Source organism: Arcticibacter eurypsychrophilus, from assembly GCF_001730525.1.
Taxonomy (GTDB): domain Bacteria; phylum Bacteroidota; class Bacteroidia; order Sphingobacteriales; family Sphingobacteriaceae; genus Arcticibacter; species Arcticibacter eurypsychrophilus.
The window spans coordinates 1-21,745 of sequence record NZ_MDFN01000006.1 but is presented as its reverse complement, the minus strand read 5'-3'; the positions used below and the strand labels follow the sequence as shown (position 1 = coordinate 21,745).

20 protein-coding genes and 2 pseudogenes are annotated in these 21,745 nt (G+C 37.0%); 15 read left to right on the top strand and 7 right to left on the bottom strand.

Features of this window, described 5'->3' with window-relative positions:
* The first annotated feature begins 258 nt into the window (after positions 1-258).
* The 3 genes and pseudogenes from BFL47_RS04745 to BFL47_RS20175 form a co-directional block, all read left to right on the top strand.
* Complete coding sequence (locus BFL47_RS04745; RefSeq protein ID WP_069658664.1) at positions 259-669, top strand: hypothetical protein; 411 nt, start codon at positions 259-261, stop codon at positions 667-669.
* A gap of 271 nt (positions 670-940) precedes the next feature.
* The gene (locus tag BFL47_RS20180) at positions 941-1,123 is read left to right on the top strand and encodes a DUF1016 domain-containing protein (RefSeq protein ID WP_245681303.1); all 183 of its coding nucleotides are present in this window, start codon (positions 941-943) and stop codon (positions 1,121-1,123) included.
* A gap of 12 nt (positions 1,124-1,135) precedes the next feature.
* Positions 1,136-1,543 (top strand): annotated as a pseudogene (locus tag BFL47_RS20175) (PDDEXK nuclease domain-containing protein); the annotation flags it as partial.
* Between the two features lie 169 nt (positions 1,544-1,712).
* On the opposite strand, the pseudogene BFL47_RS04735 reads toward BFL47_RS20175, so the two are convergent.
* Positions 1,713-2,869, bottom strand: a pseudogene (locus BFL47_RS04735) (IS3 family transposase).
* 258 nt (positions 2,870-3,127) lie between these two features.
* Between BFL47_RS04735 and BFL47_RS04725 the strand changes: the two are divergent.
* The 10 genes from BFL47_RS04725 to BFL47_RS04680 all read left to right on the top strand — a co-directional run bounded on the left by BFL47_RS04725 (position 3,128) and on the right by BFL47_RS04680 (position 15,229).
* Positions 3,128-4,144 carry a LacI family DNA-binding transcriptional regulator gene (locus BFL47_RS04725; RefSeq protein WP_069658662.1) on the top strand — a complete coding sequence of 339 codons (1,017 nt, stop codon included), beginning with the start codon at positions 3,128-3,130 and terminating at the stop codon, positions 4,142-4,144.
* A gap of 215 nt (positions 4,145-4,359) precedes the next feature.
* Positions 4,360-7,437 carry a SusC/RagA family TonB-linked outer membrane protein gene (locus tag BFL47_RS04720; protein WP_069658661.1) on the top strand — a complete coding sequence of 1,026 codons (3,078 nt, stop codon included), beginning with the start codon at positions 4,360-4,362 and terminating at the stop codon, positions 7,435-7,437.
* Between the two features lie 11 nt (positions 7,438-7,448).
* Positions 7,449-9,170 carry a RagB/SusD family nutrient uptake outer membrane protein gene (locus BFL47_RS04715; RefSeq protein WP_069658660.1) on the top strand — a complete coding sequence of 574 codons (1,722 nt, stop codon included), beginning with the start codon at positions 7,449-7,451 and terminating at the stop codon, positions 9,168-9,170.
* A gap of 17 nt (positions 9,171-9,187) precedes the next feature.
* A complete protein-coding gene (locus tag BFL47_RS04710) occupies positions 9,188-10,561 on the top strand; it encodes a sugar porter family MFS transporter (RefSeq protein ID WP_069658659.1) in 1,374 nt (457 codons plus the stop codon).
* An 11-nt stretch (positions 10,562-10,572) separates the two neighbouring features.
* A complete protein-coding gene (locus BFL47_RS04705) occupies positions 10,573-12,045 on the top strand; it encodes a family 43 glycosylhydrolase (protein WP_069658658.1) in 1,473 nt (490 codons plus the stop codon).
* A gap of 20 nt (positions 12,046-12,065) precedes the next feature.
* Positions 12,066-13,034: an ROK family protein gene (locus BFL47_RS04700; RefSeq protein ID WP_069658657.1), complete on the top strand. Its 969-nt coding sequence runs from the start codon at positions 12,066-12,068 to the stop codon at positions 13,032-13,034.
* Entirely contained in the window at positions 13,027-13,554 is a 528-nt protein-coding gene (locus BFL47_RS04695) for a thioredoxin domain-containing protein (RefSeq protein ID WP_170827270.1), read from the top strand. Before BFL47_RS04700 ends, BFL47_RS04695 begins: the two co-directional genes overlap by 8 nt.
* Positions 13,555-13,752: 198 nt before the next feature.
* Positions 13,753-14,208: a type II RES/Xre toxin-antitoxin system antitoxin gene (gene parS / locus BFL47_RS04690; protein ID WP_069658655.1), complete on the top strand. Its 456-nt coding sequence runs from the start codon at positions 13,753-13,755 to the stop codon at positions 14,206-14,208.
* Complete coding sequence (locus BFL47_RS04685) at positions 14,209-14,667, top strand: RES family NAD+ phosphorylase (protein WP_069658654.1); 459 nt, start codon at positions 14,209-14,211, stop codon at positions 14,665-14,667. It begins immediately after the preceding gene.
* Positions 14,668-14,854: 187 nt separating this feature from the next.
* A complete protein-coding gene (locus BFL47_RS04680; RefSeq protein WP_069658653.1) occupies positions 14,855-15,229 on the top strand; it encodes a hypothetical protein in 375 nt (124 codons plus the stop codon).
* Positions 15,230-15,243: 14 nt separating this feature from the next.
* On the opposite strand, the gene BFL47_RS04675 is transcribed toward BFL47_RS04680, so the two are convergent.
* The 4 genes from BFL47_RS04675 to BFL47_RS04660 all read right to left on the bottom strand — a co-directional run bounded on the left by BFL47_RS04675 (position 15,244) and on the right by BFL47_RS04660 (position 18,351).
* On the bottom strand, positions 15,244-15,522 hold the full coding sequence (locus tag BFL47_RS04675; RefSeq protein ID WP_170827269.1) for a DUF427 domain-containing protein: 279 nt from the start codon (positions 15,520-15,522) through the stop codon (positions 15,244-15,246).
* A 97-nt stretch (positions 15,523-15,619) separates the two neighbouring features.
* Positions 15,620-16,861 (bottom strand): multidrug effflux MFS transporter, encoded by a 1,242-nt coding sequence (locus BFL47_RS04670; protein WP_069658651.1) that lies wholly within the window; start codon positions 16,859-16,861, stop codon positions 15,620-15,622.
* Between the two features lie 332 nt (positions 16,862-17,193).
* Positions 17,194-18,114 (bottom strand): helix-turn-helix domain-containing protein, encoded by a 921-nt coding sequence (locus BFL47_RS04665; RefSeq protein ID WP_069658650.1) that lies wholly within the window; start codon positions 18,112-18,114, stop codon positions 17,194-17,196.
* 15 nt (positions 18,115-18,129) lie between these two features.
* On the bottom strand, positions 18,130-18,351 hold the full coding sequence (locus tag BFL47_RS04660) for a Rossmann-fold NAD(P)-binding domain-containing protein (RefSeq protein ID WP_069658649.1): 222 nt from the start codon (positions 18,349-18,351) through the stop codon (positions 18,130-18,132).
* A gap of 548 nt (positions 18,352-18,899) precedes the next feature.
* Between BFL47_RS04660 and BFL47_RS04655 the strand changes: the two genes are divergently transcribed.
* Positions 18,900-19,679: an SDR family oxidoreductase gene (locus BFL47_RS04655; RefSeq protein ID WP_069658648.1), complete on the top strand. Its 780-nt coding sequence runs from the start codon at positions 18,900-18,902 to the stop codon at positions 19,677-19,679.
* A gap of 18 nt (positions 19,680-19,697) precedes the next feature.
* The gene (locus tag BFL47_RS04650; protein WP_069658647.1) at positions 19,698-20,600 is read left to right on the top strand and encodes a helix-turn-helix domain-containing protein; all 903 of its coding nucleotides are present in this window, start codon (positions 19,698-19,700) and stop codon (positions 20,598-20,600) included.
* Here BFL47_RS04650 and BFL47_RS20450 read toward each other — a convergent pair.
* Positions 20,597-20,767, bottom strand: a complete 171-nt coding sequence (locus tag BFL47_RS20450) for a DUF2461 family protein (protein ID WP_139125761.1) — start codon at positions 20,765-20,767, stop codon at positions 20,597-20,599. The two genes, BFL47_RS04650 and BFL47_RS20450, sit on opposite strands and share 4 nt — an antisense overlap.
* A 25-nt stretch (positions 20,768-20,792) precedes the next feature.
* The gene (locus tag BFL47_RS04645; RefSeq protein ID WP_069658646.1) at positions 20,793-21,257 is read right to left on the bottom strand and encodes a DUF1905 domain-containing protein; all 465 of its coding nucleotides are present in this window, start codon (positions 21,255-21,257) and stop codon (positions 20,793-20,795) included.
* Positions 21,258-21,745: the final 488 nt, after the last annotated feature.

Genomic DNA, 21,745 nt, shown 5'->3' with positions numbered 1-21,745 from the left:
TTCCATTCGTGTTCTTTTTTGGCGGATTGTTCTTACATATAAGTTTATTTTGAAGAATATTGGGGAACCAGTAAAAAGACCTTTGAATTAATGACTGAATGGACATAAAATAAACGTCGGTAAAATGGAGTTCAAATTATGCCCGGGCGATATATCTCGTTCTTTTTCTACTTCTTTAATTACTTTAGTACTCGGGCGACAATGACGTGCTCTTAATCGGGTACAAATCAAACTCTTAACCGTTAGTTTCAATAAACGATGAAAATTAATCAGATCGATGACAATCGAACTCGGCGTATGATCCTATTTTTTTATAGTGTCGGGTTTTTGATTGGAACCTCTACCCATCTATATAATATTATCGTTAGTGGCTTTTTATCAGTATCCCACCTTGCGCCTTGGTACGTAAATCTATACTGGGACATCCTAACCCTCCTTGATCTCTTTGCTTCGATATTAATTTGGTTTAAACTGAAGCAAGGTCTTCTTCTCGCAATTGCAATTATGGCCACTAATATAATAATTAATACCTACTCTTATTTATCCGGTTGGTTTGGTGACATTGTATCGGCTATGGTTCCTGTAGGACTACTAATGCAATCAGTATTTGGCACCTTCGTTTTTGTTACCGCCACTTTGTTTTTATTAAAACGTTCCTTTAGTAAATAAATTCTTCAAAAAAGGTGGTTTTTTCAGACACCTTGTTTCCTTTGTCATCTAACTAAAAACAACTCTATTTAACACAAAACCAGTTATGGAGCAACGTTTTGTAGTCAATAATTTATAATGCAGATTTTAGAACTCGTGCATGATATCCTCCCTGAGAAAGTGTGATAATCATGATTAAAGAGAGTTTTACGTTGCTGAAGCAGTGAAAAATAATTGGACAACTCGCCAATTAGAATGCCAGATAAATAGCAACCTTTGGGAACGCTTACTTATGAGCAATGATAAAGTGAGCGTAGTGGCTGTAGCAAGAAATGAAAAACAGCCATCAGAGGCTAACGAAATCATTAAAGACCCGATGTACCTTGAATTTTTAGGATTACACCGAGAGGCATCATATTACGAAAAAGATTTAGAACAGGCCATTATCACTCATTTACATGACTTTTTGTTATAACTCGGCAATGGTTTTGCTTTTGTAGAAAGGCAAAAACGACTGCATATAGATGGTGATGATTTTTTTATTGACCTGGTTTTTTATAACAGGCTCTTACAATGCTTTGTGATTGTGGAAATAAAGACAACTAAATTTACCCATCAAGATATAGGGCAATTGCAGATGTATGTTAATTATTATGACCGTTATAAGAAAAAAGATTTTGAAAACCCAACCATTGGAATTTTGCTATGCGCTGAAAAAAACAATGCAGTAGTTAAGATCTCTCTTCCGGAAAATAATAAAACGATCATTGCCAGCGAATACAAATTATATTTGCCTAAAGTACTCCCCATTGTTAGGACAATAATTTGTACAAAGTTAATTATTCAATATTATTGTTGTTGCTTGAGGTGTGGGAATGTTGTAAACTCTTTTTAGAGTTTTCCACATTTCCACACCTGTTTTCTTTTTTGATTCTCTCTTTTCATTCTAAGCCGCTAATGATATGTAACTTTCTTGCGGTGTGTGCCTTTTTAAAGACTTATGCCTCCTTTCTTTATTATAGAAGTTGATATTGGAATTGCAACACTTTACTGGAGATTTTTTTCTAGGCAGTAATTTCAGTATTCACCAAAAGTAGCTCAAATTCAGTCGGGGTCAAATATCCTAAAGCAGAGTGCCTCCTTTTTTTATTATACCATATCTCAATGTATTCGAATATGGCCAGTTTAGCCTGTGCACGGGTTTTAAAGCACATCTGGTATACCATCTCTGTTTTTATTGACTTGAAGAAACTCTCGGCCACAGCATTGTCCCAGCAATTGCCTTTACGGCTCATGCTTTGAGAAACAGGAAAACCTTTCAATTGATTCCTGAATTCTTCACAGGCGTATTGTATCCCTCTATCCGAATGAAAAATCAGTTTATTGGTAACAGTCCTGTTTTTTATGGCCATCTGCCATGCAGCCACGCTGGTTTGTCCTGCATTCATCGTTTCGCTTGTAGCCCATCCAATTACCTTCCTGTCGGCCAGGTCAATAACAGTGGTCAGGTAGAGCCAGCCCTCATCCGTTTGGATATAAGTCAGGTCCGATACCCATTTTTGCCCTATCCTGTCCGCAGAAAAATCTCTATTGAGGAGATTTTCTGCTACTGCATAGGTATGCGCAGAATCCGTAGTTTGCACCCGATAGCTTTTTCGTATCACGCTCCTGATATTGGCTTTACGCATCAGTCTTGCCACTCTTGGTCTGGAAGAAAATATCCCGATAGACTTCAGTTCAGCAGTGATCCGGGGACTGCCATAGCAACGTTTACTATCATCATATATCTTTTTAATTTCCACTAAAAGATCTTTTTGTTTTTTTGCACGTAAGCTTACCGGATATTTTAGCCAGTAATAGTACCCACTGGTGCTTACCTTTAGTACTTTACACATCTTTTCAACAGGAAATATAGTTCGGTGTATTTTTATAAATCCGAATATCTCCCGTCTCTCCTGGAAAAGATGCCGACCGCCTTTTTTAGGATTTCACATTCAAGTTGCGCTTCTTTAAGTTCCTTTTGAAGCCTTTTAATGGATCGCTGGTCTTCATTTAATTCAGCACTTGCGCTTTCCTTTGGGGCAGACTGCAGCCGTCTCTATTTGCTTAGCCGGCTGGGATCTATCCCAAGTTCATCGGCTACCTCTTTAACTGATCCTTTGGCATGCGTTAATTCTACAGCCATCGTTTTAAAGGAGTCATCAAACACACGTTTATTCATAATATCAAATTTAATTTATTTAAATCTGTCTTTCAAATTCCCTCCAGTCAAATGTAGTAACTCCACACCCAACCGTGATATATATTCCGGGATACAATAATCAGAAGTGATTAGGATCAGCTGTCTATCTATGTAATTATGTGATAAAATACTCATATATCAAAGTGTATAGCCTTAAAAATTGTATAAAATAATATTTGCTTTAATCGTTTAAAGTGATTATTATTGTTTTACAATTCATTGCTGAATTTAGCCGAAATGAAGAAAGTGAATCTTAAAGATGTTGCACAGCACGTAGGTGTTTCCACTGCTCTGGTATCTTATGTGCTAAACGGACAGGCTGTTGAGAAGCAGGTTAATAAAGAAACAGCAGAAAGAATAGTAATTGCCGCAAAAGAACTTAATTATTTGCCCAATCAAATTGCAAAAAGCCTGAAAATGCGAAAAACGCATACTATCGGTTTGGTGGTTGCAGATATAAATTACCGTTTTAGTACAGGGATTACCAGGGCCATTGAAAGTGAGGCTAAGAAGAAGAATTATACCGTTATTTATGGAAGCTCAAACGAAAATGAAGAAAAATTTGCTGAACTAATCGATGTATTTGTTAACCGCAGAGTAGATGGCCTCATTCTGGTACCTGTAGAGAACTCGCAGGACCAAATTCGTAAATTACAAAAAACAGATGTTCCATTCGTTTTAGTAGACAGGATCTTTCCTGAAATGGAGACTAACTGTATTGCATTAGATAATCATAAGGCTAGCTATACATCTACATCGTATCTTATAGCTAGGGGCCATAAAAAAATAGCTATGGTGAATTACAAAACTACCCTCTTTCACCTACTTGAACGCAATCGGGGATACCGAGATGCACTTAATGAGCAGGGTATTAAAGAGGAGTGGCTTTATGAAATTAACACTGAAAGTAGATCCGGTGATATGGAGAAAGCCCTATCCGACATTATTAGTCAACAGGATTCGTTTGATGCCATTTTTTTTGCTACAGATACGCTTGCACTTGATGGGTTAAAATTGCTGAATAATAAAGAAATTAAGGTTCCGGAAGGCATTTCTGTGTTTAGTTTCGATGAATCGGAAGCTTTTGAATTATTTTACACTCCAATCACTCATTCAAAACAACCATTGGAAGAAATGGGAAAGTTAGCGTTCAATACCTTAATTGAACTCATTAACCAAAATAAAGTAAATAAACTCATCTGCTTACAGGCTGATCTGATAGTTGGCCAATCCTGTAGAGAAATACTAGTCTAAATTTTTTTTATTGAATCATACTTACGATAAGTACAACCAATTACTTTAAACGATTAAAGTATATTTAATATCTATGAAAGAGCATTTTATCATAACTATTTTTTCTACTAAGGGTAAGTTGTTTTCAGCAATTTATGGATCAAGGCTGTCATTCAAGCCGCCATAACCACTGGTATAATCAATTATACATCCATTTAAAATAAAACTAATCAATTATGAAATCTATATTTTTCGTTGTTTTTATGATTCTCTGCGTTGTCGCGGATGCTCAGCAGAGAACTGTGGCAGGTACCGTCATAGATAAGGATTTAATGGTACCACTTGCAGGGGTGACAGTAAAGTCGTCTGAACAAACTGTACTTACAGATGTAAATGGAAAATTTTCTATACCTGTTCAGGTGAATCAACAATTGACCTTTACATATATAGGTATGCAAACGGCTGTAGTGTCCATTACTTCTTCAACACAGCCGATTTCTGTTGTGATGCAACAAGAAGCCGGCAATTTAAATGAGGTTGTAGTTACGGGCTACCAATCACAGAAAAAAGCAGACCTGACGGGTGCAGTATCTGTGGTAAAAATGGCTGATATTAAAGATGTAAGGCAAGGCAATGCGATTAAATCATTACAAGGGAGAATTCCAGGTGTTAATATTACAACAGACGGAAGTCCTGGAGGTGGGGCAACAGTAAGGATAAGGGGGATTGGAACTCTCGGGAATAATGACCCACTGTATGTAATAGACGGAATCCCTACAAAAAGAGGACTTCAGGAACTTAATCAGGACGATATTGAATCGATCCAGGTTTTGAAGGACGCATCATCTGCAACTATATACGGATCAAGGGCTGCCAATGGTGTTATAATCGTTACTACTAAAAAAGCTAAAAACGGAATCCACCGGATTGACGTGAATGCCTCTACATCTTCACAATACTACACTACTAAACAAAGTATGTTGAATACCAACCAAAGAGGTGAAGCTTACTGGAGGGCGGCTATTAACAATAATTTCAATCCGAACGACAACCAAATCTATCAGTATAACTGGAATAATAACTTTAGCGATCCGGTGTTAAATGAAGTGATCCTTCCTGAATTTATAGATGCAGCCAAGACCATGACGCCTGCTGATACAAAATGGTATGATGAAATCTCGCAAGCTTCTGTCATACAGAATTATAATATAGCTTTGACAAATGGTGGAGAGAGAGGCAATTCCTATTTTTCTTTGGGCTATTATGACAACAAGGGTATAGTAAGAGAGTCAAGAGCGAAAAAAATCAATTTAAGATTAAATTCTGACTATAGTTTATTAAACGGTCGCTTAAAAGTAGGTGAAAATTTTAATACCACCTACGCAAACAATGTATTAATACCAACCGGTGATGTTTTATTTACAGCTTTGGTGCAACAGCCCATAGTGCCTGTGCATTCTATTAATGGGGGATGGGGAGGGCCGGCATCAGGTATGACTGACAGAAATAACCCGGTCAGGTTAATTGAAGACAATCAACAAAATAAGAATTTCTTTCAGAGAATAATAGGCAGTGCTTATGTAGATTTTACCATTATTCCTAACCTACATTTGAGATCAAATTATGGAGTAGATTACTCTGGAATTTATTCAAGAACATTAAGAAAATCATATGTCTCAGGTTTCTTAACTGATCCTTCCAATTTAGTCCAGAACACACAAAGCTATGATGGTAATCTTATCTTACAAAATACCATCAATTACGTTCTCGATAAAAAAAATCATCACTTTGATTTTCTTTTAGGTCAGGAATCTATCAAATTCATTAATCAGAACTTTTTTGGCTCCAGACAGGGCTACGCTCTCGAAAACCTCGATTACTCCTATCTGGACGTAGGTACTTCAAACATAAATAATGGTGGCAATGGTTCTGCTAACTCTTTATTATCATTTTTTGGAAAAGTCAACTATAGCCTAAATAATAAATATCTGGCATCCGCTACCTTACGTAGGGATGGTTCTTCAAGATTTGGCTCCAATAACCAGTATGGTTATTTTCCTGCGGCCTCTGTTGGATGGAGGATGAGCCAGGAAGAGTTTATGAAAAAAATACCCTTTGTCTCTGACCTGAAACTAAGATATAGCTACGGACAAGCTGGTAATCAGGAAACAGGAAATTATGCTACTTACAGTCTTTATTCAGCTATATATGGGACTGATCATGTTTTTGATGCAGATGGAGGAACGGCATACGACATCTCCGGTGCAGGTACAGGCACTTTGCCCTCAGGCTTTGTTAAAATTCAACAAGCTAATCCGGATTTGAAGTGGGAGACAACTAGAGAGTCAAATTTTGGGTTAGACTTCGGCCTCTTTAACCAAAGAATTAACGGTAACGTGGAATACTTCATTAAGAAAACATCGGGTATATTGATAACACCCGGTTATCTTGCTGTAATAGGTCAAGGTGGTAATAAGACATTTAATGGTGCCTCCATGCAAAATAAAGGTATAGATGCGGCGATAAATTACGAAGGCACAATTGGTAAGGACATTTTATTTACCGTCGGCGCTAACCTGAGCAGTTATCGTAATAAAGTAACGTATTTACCCTCAGAAATATTAACCGCTTATCCTGGTAACGGAACAGATCAAAATATAGTTGGCCAGTCTATCAATTCTGTATTTGGCTATGTGGCTGATGGGTTATTTACATCCGCAGATCAAGTTACCAATTCTCCGGATCAGCCTGGTAAAGGATTGGGAAGGATAAGGTTTAAGGATCTGAATAATGATAACATAATTAACGACCAGGACAGAAAGTATATCAGTACGGGCAATCCTGATTTGTTGTATGGGCTAAACTTCACATTTGAATGGAAAAATTTTAATTTAAGTGCCTTTTTTCAAGGTGTGCAGGGATCAAATGTTTATAATTCATATAAGACATATACAGATTTTGCATCGATTTGGCCCGGGGGTAACTGGGGAACCCGTGTTTTAAACGCGTGGTCGCCTCAAAATACTAACTCTACGATACCTGCATTAACGCTTGTTAATTCAAATGATGAAGCACGTACTTCAACCTATTTTATCGAAAATGGATCATATTTAAAGCTAAGAAACCTACAGATTGGATACAATTTGAAAAGTGCACTAAAGGGCATTCATTTTCAAAATGCAAGAATATTTGTGCAGGGGGCTAACTTGTTTACTATTAAAAGTAAAGGGTATACGGCTGCAGATCCTGAAAATCCGGGTAATGGCTATCCAGTACCAGCAATTGCTACTTTCGGCCTTGATTTATCTTTTTAATCTTAGATACAATGAAAATGAGAAATAAATATTTTATAGGGATATGCCTGATCATGATGTGTATATCCTGCAAGGATTCACTAGAAGAGAAACCACAGGTGGTGGTATCCAGTGAGGATTTAAATACACCGGAAAATGTTGAAAAGATGGTAATTTCAGCTTATTCTACATTAGGAAATGAGAATATCCATACTTCCAATAGTTTGTGGCCATGGGGAAGCCTCCGAAGTGGTGATGCTTATAAAGGTGGTGATGGTGTTGGTGATAATAGTGAATGGAATGATTACGAAACATTTGTGACCAATCGGGCTACCAATTCTTTAACCGATCAAATGTGGGCTCAGATGTATAATGGTATAGGAAGGGCTAATGATGCTTTACAACGAATCAATGCCATTGATGTATCTGTATATCCTAATAAGATCGCCAGGCAAGCGGAAATGAGATTTTTAAGAGGTAATTATTATTTCATGCTTAAGATTTTATTTAATCAGATTCCCTACTTTGATGAGACGATAGCGAAAGATGATTATATTAATATATCCAATGTTGAGCTGACAAGTGATCAGCTTTGGGATAAAATTGCGGAAGAATTTCAATTTGGAGTAGAAAATCTTCCGGATACTCAAGCTGATGCTGGACGGCCAAATAAATTCACAGCAAGTGCTTTTCTTGCGAAGGTACGATTATACCAGGCTTACAAACAGGATGACAAGTATGCGGTGATTTCAATTGACCAATCAAAATTACAAGAGGTGATTTCGCTTTGTGATAATGTTATAAACGCTGGGAAGTATAGTTTAGCAACTGATTTTGGACAGAATTTCCTTGCTGAATATGACAATGGTCCTGAATCTGTTTTTGCCATTCAGTATTCTAAAAATGACGGAACAAAGTATGGAAGAATTGATATGGGCCATTCGCTGTCTTATCCCATGAATCCTGAATATGGCTGCTGTTGGCAGCATATTCCTAGCCAGGATCTCGTAAATAATTATAAAACAGACAATAATGGCCTTCCACTATTTTCGGGGTATAATAATACGGATGCAACCACTGTAAATGATTTTTTAAATAATACGTTTGACCCTAGATTGGATCATACCGTGGGGATTCCAGGGCATCCTTTTAAATACGTAACAACTTTTATATATCAAACTTCATGGGCGAGAGCTCCGGCAATTTATGGAAATTATACAAGCATGAAGGATGTTGCAGCATACAATGACCCATCTTTTCAACGAATTCCACCATTTATGTCCAGCTCAAAGAACTGGGAGCTTATTAGATATGCAGATGTATTATTATGGAAAGCTGAAGCATTGATCGAACTTGGTCGGCCATTGGAAGCTCTTCCATTAATCAATCAGGTGAGGCAAAGGGCTTCCAACAGTACATCCATGCTTAAGCAGAGCAATGGGTCTTTCATAAGCAATTACAAAGTAGTTACTTACCAGCCTGGTATCAACTGTACCTGGACACCATCTTATGCAAAAGAAGCGCTGCGAAGAGAACGCCGGTTAGAATTTGCAATGGAAGGAAACAGATTTTTCGATTTAGTTAGATGGGGGATTGCTGAAACCTATTTAAATAGCTATTTTGCTTCAGAAGGAACTAAAAAGTCATACTTAAAATTGGCTCGTTTTACAAAAGGGAAAGATGAATATATGCCAATTCCGACAAATCAAATCAATTTTAGTAAAGGACTTTACAAGCAAAATCCTGGATATTAATTATATACACGCTGAACATGAAATTAAAATTTAATGTCTTTTTAATAGCTTTAATAGCTGCAACCGGAGGGCTTTTGTTTGGGTTCGATACTGGTGTGATTTCAGGAGCCCTTCCCTTTTTAAAACAATACTGGCATCTTAGTGATGCCAGTATTGAATGGATTACTACTACTGTTTTGATAGGAGCCATAATAGGCGCATTAGGTAGCGGAAAATTGTCTGATATAATTGGTCGTAAGCGAATGATTATTATAAATGCGATCATATTTGCCATTGGGGCAATAGGATGTGCATATGCGCCGACGTTATTGGTTTTGATCATCATGCGAATAATTATAGGAATAGCAATTGGTATCACTTCTTACGTCGTTCCAATGTATATATCTGAAATATCACCAACCAGGGTCAGGGGAGCTTTAGTCACCTTGAACCAATTAATGATAACATTAGGAATCCTTTTATCTTACACTGCTGATTATTGGTTGTCGGATGATGCTAACTTAGAATCGTGGAGAAATATGTTCCTTGTAGGGTTTTTTCCTGCCGCAGTATTACTAATTGGAATGTTTTTTCTTCCAGAAACCCCTCGCTGGCTGATCAGTAAAGATCGCTGGGATGAGGGTGTCAAAATTCTAAATACCCTTGAAGATGAAGATCTTATCGAACAAACTTTAGCTGATTTAAAAAAAGAAGTTGAACACTCGAAAAAAAATAAAACGACATCGAAAGAGATCTTAAAACCCTGGCTGAGGGCTCCTTTAATTATTACTATTGGGATATTCTTTTTTCAGCAGTTTTCAGGCGTTAATACGATCATTTATTATTCGCCAATGATTTTTAAAATAGCCGGGGTAGTAAGCAATACCGCATCAATTATTCCTGCTATTATAATCGGTACGGTGAATGTTCTTGCCTGTTTGGCTTCCGTGTTTTTATTAGACAAAGTAGGAAGAAGAAAGCTTTATTTTATTGGGATGATTGGGATGATTCCATCTCTTGCTTTGTTGGGTGCCTGCTTTCATTTTAAAGAAGAATTGGGTTCTAGTCTGCCTGTTTTTGCCGTTTTAAGCATAGTATGTTACATTATTTTTATTGCTATAAGTCTGGCACCACTAGGATGGTTATTGATTTCTGAAGTTTTTCCACTAAATGTTCGTGGGGTAGGAATGAGTATTGGTTCCCTTGCGCATTGGGGATTTAATGCAATCATCACCTTTACGTTCTTAAAACTGGTAAATTCACTAGGAATCGATTATACGTTTTGGAGTTATGGTATTATCTGCCTGTTCGGGCTTGTCTGGGGCTATTTTTACATACCTGAAACAAAGGGAAAATCTCTCGAAGAGATTGAAAAGTTTTGGCATGAAGGAGGAAATCCTAGAAAATTATAATTAATAAAATCATGAAGAAAATAACTGTATTAGTACTATTAATGTGCTCCATCTCGTTTGCTTTTGGCCAGCTGGGTGTAAAGTACGATCCAACAATTCAAACCACTAAAACGCTTCAGTATTTTCGCCCGAAGGGTGATTTATTTGTCGGCGATTGTATGCCATTTTCTTATAAAGGGACGTATTATTTCTATTGGTTACTGGATTCAGCACATCATGCTAGCTTGAAAGGGCTAGGAGGGCATCAGTGGGCATTGAGTACTACTAAAGACTTAAAGACCTGGAAACAACATCCTATAGTACTGGGTATCGATGAAGCATGGGAGAAATCTATTTGTACCGGGTCAATTGTCAATTATAAGAATAAATTTTATGCCTTCTATGCAACACGATTGGTTGATGCGGAAGGTAATGTGAATGAGCAGTTGAGCTATGCGATCAGTAATGACGGTATAAATTTCGATAAACAGAAACCAAATCCATTTTATACATCAGCTCCCGGTTACAGCAAAAGGGATTTTAGGGATCCAAAGGTTTTCGTTGATGAAAAGACGGGAGAGTTTCATTTGTTTGTTTCTAGCTGGAAGGAAAATCCAGTATTAAAACATGCAGGTGGGGCTCTTGTACACCTGACCTCCAAAGATTTGAAAAACTGGACTGTTCTTGATCCTGTTTTAACGGGACAGTCATCTGTGCCTGAATGTCCGGATTATTTCCTTTGGAATGGATGGTATTACTTGGTATACGGAGACAATGGTGACACGTTTTATGTAAAATCAAAGAATGCATACGGTCCTTGGGAGCAACCGCAAAGCCAGGTCTTAAATGAATCGTGGTCAAATGTGGTGAAAACTGCCGGGTTTAAAAATAACAGGCGTATTGCTGCTTCATGGATTCCTTCCAGAAGAGATAATAAGGACAGCAATGGAGAAACCTTTGGCGGTAACGCCTTGTTTAGGGAAATAATGCAATTGCCGGATGGTACGTTGGAAAGTAAATTTCCCGAAGAAATGATACCTGAAACTGGTCCAGAGCTACCTTTAAAATTGAAGAATGACTTATATGCAACAACTGTAAATAATAACATGCTGAATATAAATGCCCCGAATGGTGTGGGTGCGGCACACCTTACTGGAATTCCAATGAGATGTAGGGTAACTATGGAGATTGAGCCTTTATCGAATTCTGAAGAATATGGGTTTTATTTAAGGTCAAATGAAAATGCAGCGGATGGATATAAAGTAAGTTTTTCAGCAGACAACAAAATAGTTTCCCTGGGGAGTACAGATATTAAGGCGGTCTCCGGATTGGATAAGTTGATTAAAATTGACCTGATTATGGATGGTGATATTATTGATATGAGTATTGATAATAGAAGATGCATAGTAAACCGGGCTATTGATCAAAAAGGTGATTTTCTATGGTTTTATGCGAAGCATGGCAATATCAGATTCAAATCCATAAAAGTTAGTCCTCTGTTATAGAATCATTAAATATATAATATATGTTAGTGGGGTTAGATATTGGCGGTACAAAATGTGCGGTTATAATAGGTAGAATTACCGATAAAGAGGAAATAGAAATAATTGATAAGGAAGTAGTTCCTACAAACAAACCAGTTTATGAAATAATAGATCTTTTATTTCTGAAGGCTGAAATGTTGCTTTCGAAACATAATATACCAATTGATCAGATCACGGGCTTCGGTATAAGTTGTGGCGGCCCACTTAGCAGTAAAAAAGGGCTGATATTATCTCCTCCTAATCTAATAGGTTGGGATAATATTCCTATCGTAGAAATGGCAGAAAAGAGATTCAATCGCAAGGTGTTATTGCAAAACGATGCGAATGCCTGTGCTGTTGCAGAATGGAAATATGGTGCAGGAAAGGGAGTGAATAACCTGATGTTTTTAACCTTTGGCACTGGAATGGGAGCGGGATTGATTTTAAATGGCATGCTTTATTCCGGTATTTCAGATTTGGCGGGGGAAGTTGGCCATATTCGGCTGACAGATATGGGGCCGGTGGGATTTGGTAAAGCCGGATCATTTGAGGGATACTGTAGTGGGGGAGGAATAGCACAGCTTGCTCAAATAAAGGCAAGAGAAGTTTTGCAAATGGGCCGTAAAGTTGCTTTTTGTAAAGATTTTAGTGAATTAAGCAATATCACTGCTAAATCTGTTGCTGAATCTGCTGATCAGGGAGACGAACTTGCTATAGAAGTCTATGCCATCTGCGGAGAATTTTTAGGGAAGACACTTGCCTTATTCATAGATATTTTGAATCCTGAAATGATAATCATTGGAAGTATATATGGAAGGGCTAAGCATCTTTTGGAGCCAACTATGATGAAGTATATTGAAAAAGAGGCATTTCATGACTCAAGGATAGTTTGTCAAATAGTACCTGCTGGCTTGTTAGAGAATATCGGCGACATGGCAGCCTTGTCATTGGCGATACTAAGTAATGAATAAGTCACTTCTATGTTTTTTATCGATGAAAAATTGGTTTAAATATGTTCTTTCTTTGTTGGTGTGCTTGCTGTTGGGACATGCTAATGGACAGAATTTAAGCGATCTGTCTCCGTTTCGAATTGTAACTCCAAGTGCATCTTTTTATGAGCTGTCTAAAATAGGCACAGGGACTCCTGTGCTGATTATATATTTTTCACCTGAATGTGATGATTGCAGAAGTCTTACCAAGGCTTTAATCCTCCATAGGAATAAGTGGAATAAAACGAAAATTATTATGGTTACAAATTCTTCACTAGATCAGTTGAAAAGATTTGAAAGAGACTTTAAGTTAAAAGGTATTAGTAATTTAGTCTGCGGGACAGAAGGAAAGCAAATGGCATTGCAGCGTCATTATTTAATTAAACAATTTCCCTTTGCTGGGATTTTTGACTGGAAAGGAAGATTAATTAAGATATATAGAGAAATTAAAACCCCGGGCGATTGGTTACAAGAAGTTTCTTTATTGCAAACAATGAAATAAATTTCACGGAGCCTGTTTGATATATTGCCGGTATTTCATTTCTTATAGATAGAGATCTATCGCTTTTCTAATTAGCCTGTTTTAAGTAGTTAATATCATTGATGGAAGGACATAAAACCAGTTATCATTCAATCAGGAATAATTTGTTAAAACTTTAATATACGACAATAATTGTTATATTTGATTAAAATGTCGTACATGGATTTGCTTCAGACAAACACCCACCCCCCCGAACTTAGTGATCTCCTTGGTGGCAAACTATTGCTTAATACTTCTATTAAAAGCTATTATGATCTTATATTACTCTCCAGAGCCGGTATTAGTAAAGCTTCAGCGGAATCAGTGATAAGTTTTACTGGCATGTCTAAAAAGAATTTCGTTGAAGATATTTTGAATATTTCAATAAAAACCCTTGAGAGAAAACAAGATGATGATAAACTCGATAAAAGAACATCTTCATTAGTCATTGAAGTTGCAAGAGTCCTTGAGCATACTTACCGAGTATTCAATGACAAAGAAAAAGTCCAAAGATGGCTTTCCAAACCTAATAATGCCTTGCATGGAGATAGTCCCCTATCTTTTTTTTCTACCCCTACAGGAATAGGTATGGTAGAAGATGTTCTAACGCGGATTGAAGAAGGAGTTTATTCATAGATGTATGTTTACAGAATCGTAAAATCGGAAAAGAGAACTGAAGACTTATCCGGTATGGGCGCATTTAGAGCAGGTGGAAGATGGAATGACAAAGGAACCTACGTCTTATATACATCAGAAAATTCATCATTGGCCTTTTTGGAAAACCTTGTGCATTTTGATGCCGGAGAGACGCCGGAAGACTTGTATGTTATGGAAATTAGCGTTCAAAATGAAAATCTAATCTTTCAAATTCCAGATTCAGATTACCCTAGAGATTGGCTTAATACGGATAACCTGGCGTGTAAAAGATTAGGGGATCAACTATTATCTGATCACAAAATACTAGGGATTAAAGTTAGGTCTGCTGTCAATCAATCTGAATATAATATCTTACTGGATCCCTTATTTCCTGGTTATCATGATCTGATAAAAGTTGTTAATGTTGTTAATGTTCCGGTTGACATGCGTTTGACATAAAACCCAACATTGAAAAATCACAACAAAAAGAGAAATATAATTTTATATCAAAATAAGATATTTTAAATCCGCTGTAATTTTGAAATACAATCCACTAAAGTTCTCCATTAGCTCAATTATTTGTGTCGCACTTAGGGTAACTGATTCGTATTAATTCTAAAGCTTGATTTCTCAACTAACTAATTATATGAAAAGGATAATTTATTGTTTATTTGTTTTTCTTGTAGTTGCTACCGTCTTTTCTTGTAAAAAAGATAGAAATACAAGGGAATGTGTTGAAGTTAAATATGTCATGGACTATTGTCCAACTACAGGTGCAGCATTACTCAGATTAGTAAACCCAAATTCAGATTCATTTACTGATGAACGAGGAAACGTTGTTTCCGAAGTAGCTTTCCTGAACGTTCCTGATTCATTTAAAGTAAAGGATAAAGTATTCTTTGTTAGTTATCATTATGATGCCGCCTTGGACAAACCTGACGTAAAGCCATGTCCTGCAATTTTTGGTCCTGCCAAAATATTTGTAATTGATTCTGTAAGTGAAATTGAGTGTAAAGATTGAGTTTTTTATTTAATTTATACGATTTTAACGCCCTTCCAAAAAGCAACATAATCTTTAATCTCACTAGCAGCGTCCTTTGGGTTTGGATAATACCACGCAGCATCCTCGTTTTTTTGACCATCGACTACCAGAGTATAGTAAGATGCTTCACCTTTCCAAGGGCAAACGGTGTGTTTGTTTGAGGCCTGAAAAAAATCATTTTTTATAGATGATGCTGGAAAATAATGATTGTTTTCAATTACTATGGTATCGTTACTTTCTGCTAAGGTTTGATTATTCCAGGTCGCTTTCATGATTGTGGTTGTTGAATATTAACCGACCAACTTAGCATTTGTTTCAATGGCATTGATTTATATAACCTTCAGATAAAATGCTTTCATAGAGACGATATTAATACTTTTCAATTTGCCCAAATGCCTGCTCATCTACATCTTCGATTCTAGATTTGTATTCCACACGCTTACGCCCTATGCTAAGAATAATCAAACCAAGCAATGCACAACTTGCCATAACGCCTGTCATTGGCAGTGTAGTTCCATTATTTATAAATCCCACTAATGTAGAAGCTAAGGCACCTAAGCCCATTTGTAAAGCTCCCATCAGAGCCGATGCGGTTCCTGCTTCCCTTGTAAATGGGGCTAAAGAAAGGGCAGATGAATTCGGGAAACTAAACCCCTGACAACTCAAAAACAGGAATATCAAGCCAATTATACTGTAGATGTTTAGCCATTCCAAATAGCTGCCCGAAAATAGAACCAGCCCGATAAAGCTTTGAAAAAGCAACACGACTTTGATTATCTGGGCACTGTCGTACTTTCTTAGCACTAAATTATTTAGTTGGCTACATGCGATAAGTCCTGCTGCAACCAAGCCGAAGATCCAACCATATTGTTGTTCAGTAACTTTATAAATATTCATGAAAACGAAAGGAGATCCAGCAAGATAGGCAAACAATCCAGCAGCTGCAATTGCCCCGGAAAATGCATACGTAAAAAACTGAGGTTGTTTTAATACAAACATGAAACTAGTAAGAATAGGCCGGGGACGGAGAGATATGGAATGATCGGGCTGTTTACTCTCGGGCAAAAGGAAAATAACCATAACCAATAACAAGGCTGCAATAACGGCAAGCAGAATAAACACAGCATGCCACCCTAAACCAGCAATCACGAAACTGCCGACAGTTGGGGCAATAATAGGTGAGACCCCTAATATGAGGATGAGCAAAGAGAAAACTTTTGCATTCTCTTTGACCGGAAATGAATCACGCACAATGGCTCCGGGCGCTACCATGCTGACGCAGCCACCCAATGCCTGAAGAAATCGTAACCAGACTAAAACCTCCACTGATGTGGCGACAGCGCAACCTAAAGATGCAAACACATAGATAATCAAACCAATATATAGGGGCTTTTTCCTGCCAAAGCGATCCAGTAATGGGCCACAAATTAGCTGACCGATACAAACTCCGATAAAAAAACTGGATAGAGAATAGGAAACATGGTCAACAGATGTATTTAAATCAGCGGCTATAGTAGGGAAGCCAGGCAAATACATATCAATTGAAAAAGGCCCTAACGCTGAAAGTAGCCCTAGAATTAATATGAGTAGAGAGCGGGGTGTTTTCTTCATTGTCCGGTCTTAATTTTCATATCGTAGTTGTCGCTAAGTTAAGAACTATAAGATACATCTATTGTTTAACAATACGCGGTAGTAATCTAACTAATTCAGCATTGGGGTTTAAGTTAATACTTCCTGCCATTTCTCATTGGCTAAAGGAACATCCTCTTCGGTGATGCTGGTACATAGGAAAAAAATCAATGAGACGATCTTTATCTTCCTCTTTCATAAATATGGCGTTTCTTATAGACAGCAACATAATCATCTATTCCTATTCAAAAGATTGATGGAATCCGTATTTACTAACTGTAATTCAATTTATAATATACAACAATGTAGACATATCAATTGAATGAATGTCTAAACGTCAATGGCGATTGATCTGTTTGTTTTTTAAACAATTTGCTAAAGGATTGTGGATGCTCAAATCCTAATGCATAAGCAATTTCATTTATAGACAAATCAGTCGTTGACAGTTTTTCTTTTGCAAAGGAAATTAATTTATCATGTATGAATTGTTGAGTGCTTTGACCCGTCAGTAACTTAAGCCAACGACTTAGATAATTGGGCGAAATAATTAGGTGTGATGCGACGTGTTGAACAGTTGGAACGCCTTTTATAACCAGATTGTCCTCTTGAAAAGGTTCTGTAAGGAAATTATCTATCTGGTTTAGTATTTTGTGGTTGACAATTTTTCTGGTAATAAACTGTCTTTGGTAAAATCGGTCGGAATAGGTCAATAATAAGTCTATTTGAGCTATGATTACATCTTGACTAAAATTGTCAATATTAGTGTAATATTCTTCTGTGATTTGTTTATAGATGCCTATAACTAAAATTTCTTCTTTTTCCGAAAGGTGCAATGCTTCATTTACATTGTAGCTGAAATATCTGTACTGTCTTATCTTTTTAGAAAGCGGATTATTCCACAGAAAATCTGGATGGATTAGTAAAAGCCAACCGGAATGTTCAAATTGTTCTTTAGCTGTTGCTTGGATAGTTAAAACTTGTTTCGGCGACATAAAGTGCATCACCCCTTCGTCAAAATCAAATTCATTCTGACCGTATTTCATTTTTTGTGTAAAGTTTTTCTTTAAGGCAATTGAATAAAAATTGTGAATGATACTTGTTGTGCAATTGTCTGGCTTTCGCTTGATGTCTTCAAACCTTACAACACTTACCAAGGGATGTTTTGATTTTGGCAGCCTCATAAACCGGTGGTATTCAGCAATAGTATTAATATAAAGGGGGATGGATGAATTCATAGCATATACGTGAAATTATAAGCCAAATAATAGTTGCAAACCGTCTTTTAAACCCATTGGCTTTCTGCCTAATTCATTTTCAAGGTCATAATGAATATCTGCCTCCTGGTTGTTTTTAATGTCAATAATGAAGTTAACAATTTTTTTTATCATCGCATCGGGCAAGTCTCTTTGTTTCATTAGTCTTTCAAAGGCAGCGGGTTCAACATTGGTATATAAGACTTCCTTCCCGGTCAAAAGCTTTTCGTTTTTCTAGATTACGTGTGATGGTTTAAATTTTTTCTACATTAGATTTTTTCAACAATGTTTCGATTACTGAGCTGCCAAGATGTCCCGTTGCTCCTGTTATTAATATCTTGTTCATTTTCTTATTTTGCTCAGAACAAAGGTCTTTATTAAAGTAAAATTGTTTGTATCCAAATCTAACTTCGTACTATTCAAATCTGATGTTGCCAATATTTTTCATTTTGATGTTCGAGCTGCTTTATTATTTAATTGCCATATACTCAACGTTTATTCCATGAACAGACATGTTTGATTCAGTAATCAAAGCTTTCGTGAAATCATTGATTATCATAAACGGTCGTAGCTGAGAAACGGGTTTATGAATCCTAAAAAAATCAAATACCGCCATTAATGTTTAGTTTCTCAAATATTGCTCCCAATAGCTATATTAACAAAAAGGACTTAATTTAAATAAGACCTTTTAACTACAATATTGCGACTTTGGGCTACATCTGAGGTTTGACTAATGACGAACTTTGTTCCATCAAATCATAAGAACAATGAAATTACAAAATAGTACTATCCTCATTACAGGCGGCACAAGCGGGATCGGCCTGGAATTTGTAAAACAGCTTATCCAGCAAGGTGCCGCTAAGATTATTATAACAGGACGCGACGCAGTAAAACTAGAAGAAACAAAACGGCTGTATCCCAACGTATACGCGGTTCAGAGTAATGTATGCGAGATCAAGGCAATCGAAAGTTTGTATAATCAAGTTATTAAAGAGTTTCCGGAATTGAATATTATTATTAATAATGCGGGCATTATGAGGGATATTAACGTACAAGATATCAGCTTAGACCTGGAGAACATCACCAGGGAAGTTGACACTAATTTATCGGGGACCATCCGGATGGTTCATCAATTCTTACCCCATTTGAAAACTAAAAGTTCTGCAGCAATCGTCAATATCTCATCTGGCCTGGCCTTTATTCCATTTCCGCTATCACCGGTTTACAGTGCAACGAAAGCTGGTGTACATGCTTATACGCGCATACTGCGCTTACAATTAAAAAAGACCAATGTTAAAGTATTTGAAGTGGCACCGCCTTCTACCGATACTCCATTGCAAAACGGTTTCCCTGATATAGATCTCGAAAAAACGGCACCAAGTATGAAGGTGGACAAGATGGTAGCTCAGGCCATCAAAGGTATTCTTAAAGACCAACAGGAGATCTTGCCGGGCATGTCAAAAGCATTAAAGTTTATGGGGCGGATCGCGCCCGACTTTTTCCTTAACTTTATGAGCAAGGCGATTGAGAAAGCAAAAAAGAAATAAGTAGTGAATATTTAAGCTATGGCAAATACCACACCTGTCAGGATCAATACAATAACGGAGCTGCACAGGATGCTGAACCTTCCCGCACCTTTACATCCATTGATTAGTATTGTAGAGTATGCAAAGATCGAACCGCCGACAGGGGTCAGCGCTGTCTTTGATTTTTACTCCATATCCTTGAAAAGAGGTGCCAATAAATTAACTTACGGACAACAGGTATATGATTTTGACGAGGGTGTTTTATATTTTATGGCGCCTAACCAAGTCTTGGCGGCGGAGGAAAATACGGTTCATGAACGGAGTGGGTGGATCTTGTTTCTGCATCCCGACTTTTTGTGGGGCACTTCTCTTGCAAAAACAATCCGGCAATACGAGTTTTTTAATTATTCGGTAAAAGAAGCCCTATTCCTTTCTGAAAGAGAAGAAAGTTTGGTCAACGGTATTATCAAAAATGTGGAACATGAGTTTGAATCTCACTTAGATAAATTTAGCCAGGATGTTGTTGTCGCTCAGTTAGAAGTACTGCTTACCTATTCGAGAAGATTTTACGAACGGCAATTCATTACTCGAAAAATAACGAACCATCAAATTTTAAACCGCCTGGAAGAACTGCTTGAAAATTATTTCAGCCATGAAGACGTCCTGTTAAAAGGACTGCCAACCGTCCAGTATATTGCAGAAACGCTTAACATCTCCAACAAGTATTTAGGTAGTTTATTGAAACAGCTGACCGGGCAGACAACCCAGCAGCATATACAAAACAAACTGCTTGAGAAAGCCAAACAAAAGTTGTCGACCACCAATTTATCAGTTAGTGAGATCGCCTACCAGTTAGGCTTCGAACATTCGCAGTCGTTTAATAAGCTATTTAAGATCAAAACCAATCTTTCACCATTAGAATTCAGAAAGTTGTTTAACTAAGGCATAAATCTAAAATTAGAGGTAGTTCCTATTAAACCTTCTAGCTGAAATCGTATCTTAAAATTTTCATATACCTCGCGATATTGCTCTCGGTTTTTATCAAACCACTCCTTGGTATTGTTCTTCTTCAATCCTTTAAGAAAGTCGAAGGTTGTTTTTTTTAGCATATTTTGTCAAGCCAATATATCCAGCTTAATTGTTACTGCTGAGTCTTTTTATTTGTAGGACTATCTTTTTTTCCTGACCGTTCTCATCAGCCTGTGAAAGGATCTCTTTTATGATCATAGTTCTTTCTTCTTCATCCAATGCACGAAATTTTGTAAGCACTTCTGCATCCTTAAAACACTCGATAATGTCCTCTTCATCAGTAAGCTTATTGTCGGAGTCTTTTTGCATCGTCACCAACACTGTATCACCGCCTTTCTTATTGATTGCTTTCCTAATATCCGCATTCACTGACATGTACATATCCAACCCTTTACGGGGGGCTAAATTCATATTCTTAAATTCATAATCGTCAATTGTGCCTGATACTTTTATGCTTCCCCATTTCCCTCTAATATCCTTTGAGTATGGGATCACAATATTATAGGTCCATGCCCCATGGTCAGGAATGTAGTTGAGCGTTAGTTTCTTATTTTTTAATAATTGTTTCATACACAATTGGTTGTGAGCGGTAGTTGATGGGCAAATGTACAACAATATGACATCTATTATTTCTTGCCATAGCGTCATTGTGATGTGATTTGCCACACCTTTTGGCTTTATATGTGATTGAATAAATTTTAAGCATGCCAAGATTAGAGAGATTATGCTGTCTTGGATGATATTGATTAACTTGTTTGTTATTTATTTTAATAGTACCTCAAATTGTTACGAATTCTCGCCTTTTTAGCATTCTGATTTTTGGGAAGGCTTACAGATTCTTCCCTTTTATAGTGTATTCTGATATCCATTTGTCTAATACTTCATGTGTCTTTTTTAAACGAACAATCGCATCCTTACCGCAACTTAAATTATCGCAGCAGACGAAGAGTCTATAATTTATTACTTTAATTTACTAAATAATCCTCGATTCGCGAATCCATCTAACGGGAGGTTACGGAGGAGTAGAGTATGCATACGCCCAGAGCCATCTATGATCT

Bases quoted from the DNA above. Each gene is read 5' to 3' on its own strand.
- BFL47_RS04745 (WP_069658664.1), top strand. From the start codon at position 259: ATGAAAATTAATCAGATCGATGACAATCGAACTCGGCGTATGATCCTA.
- BFL47_RS20180 (WP_245681303.1), top strand. From the start codon at position 941: ATGAGCAATGATAAAGTGAGCGTAGTGGCTGTAGCAAGAAATGAAAAA.
- BFL47_RS04725 (WP_069658662.1), top strand. From the start codon at position 3,128: ATGAAGAAAGTGAATCTTAAAGATGTTGCACAGCACGTAGGTGTTTCC.
- BFL47_RS04720 (WP_069658661.1), top strand. From the start codon at position 4,360: ATGAAATCTATATTTTTCGTTGTTTTTATGATTCTCTGCGTTGTCGCG.
- BFL47_RS04715 (WP_069658660.1), top strand. From the start codon at position 7,449: ATGAAAATGAGAAATAAATATTTTATAGGGATATGCCTGATCATGATG.
- BFL47_RS04710 (WP_069658659.1), top strand. From the start codon at position 9,188: ATGAAATTAAAATTTAATGTCTTTTTAATAGCTTTAATAGCTGCAACC.
- BFL47_RS04705 (WP_069658658.1), top strand. From the start codon at position 10,573: ATGAAGAAAATAACTGTATTAGTACTATTAATGTGCTCCATCTCGTTT.
- BFL47_RS04700 (WP_069658657.1), top strand. From the start codon at position 12,066: ATGTTAGTGGGGTTAGATATTGGCGGTACAAAATGTGCGGTTATAATA.
- BFL47_RS04695 (WP_170827270.1), top strand. From the start codon at position 13,027: ATGAATAAGTCACTTCTATGTTTTTTATCGATGAAAAATTGGTTTAAA.
- parS (WP_069658655.1), top strand. From the start codon at position 13,753: ATGGATTTGCTTCAGACAAACACCCACCCCCCCGAACTTAGTGATCTC.
- BFL47_RS04685 (WP_069658654.1), top strand. From the start codon at position 14,209: ATGTATGTTTACAGAATCGTAAAATCGGAAAAGAGAACTGAAGACTTA.
- BFL47_RS04680 (WP_069658653.1), top strand. From the start codon at position 14,855: ATGAAAAGGATAATTTATTGTTTATTTGTTTTTCTTGTAGTTGCTACC.
- BFL47_RS04675 (WP_170827269.1), bottom strand. From the start codon at position 15,522: ATGAAAGCGACCTGGAATAATCAAACCTTAGCAGAAAGTAACGATACC.
- BFL47_RS04670 (WP_069658651.1), bottom strand. From the start codon at position 16,861: ATGAAGAAAACACCCCGCTCTCTACTCATATTAATTCTAGGGCTACTT.
- BFL47_RS04665 (WP_069658650.1), bottom strand. From the start codon at position 18,114: ATGAATTCATCCATCCCCCTTTATATTAATACTATTGCTGAATACCAC.
- BFL47_RS04655 (WP_069658648.1), top strand. From the start codon at position 18,900: ATGAAATTACAAAATAGTACTATCCTCATTACAGGCGGCACAAGCGGG.
- BFL47_RS04650 (WP_069658647.1), top strand. From the start codon at position 19,698: ATGGCAAATACCACACCTGTCAGGATCAATACAATAACGGAGCTGCAC.
- BFL47_RS20450 (WP_139125761.1), bottom strand. From the start codon at position 20,767: ATGCTAAAAAAAACAACCTTCGACTTTCTTAAAGGATTGAAGAAGAAC.
- BFL47_RS04645 (WP_069658646.1), bottom strand. From the start codon at position 21,257: ATGAAACAATTATTAAAAAATAAGAAACTAACGCTCAACTACATTCCT.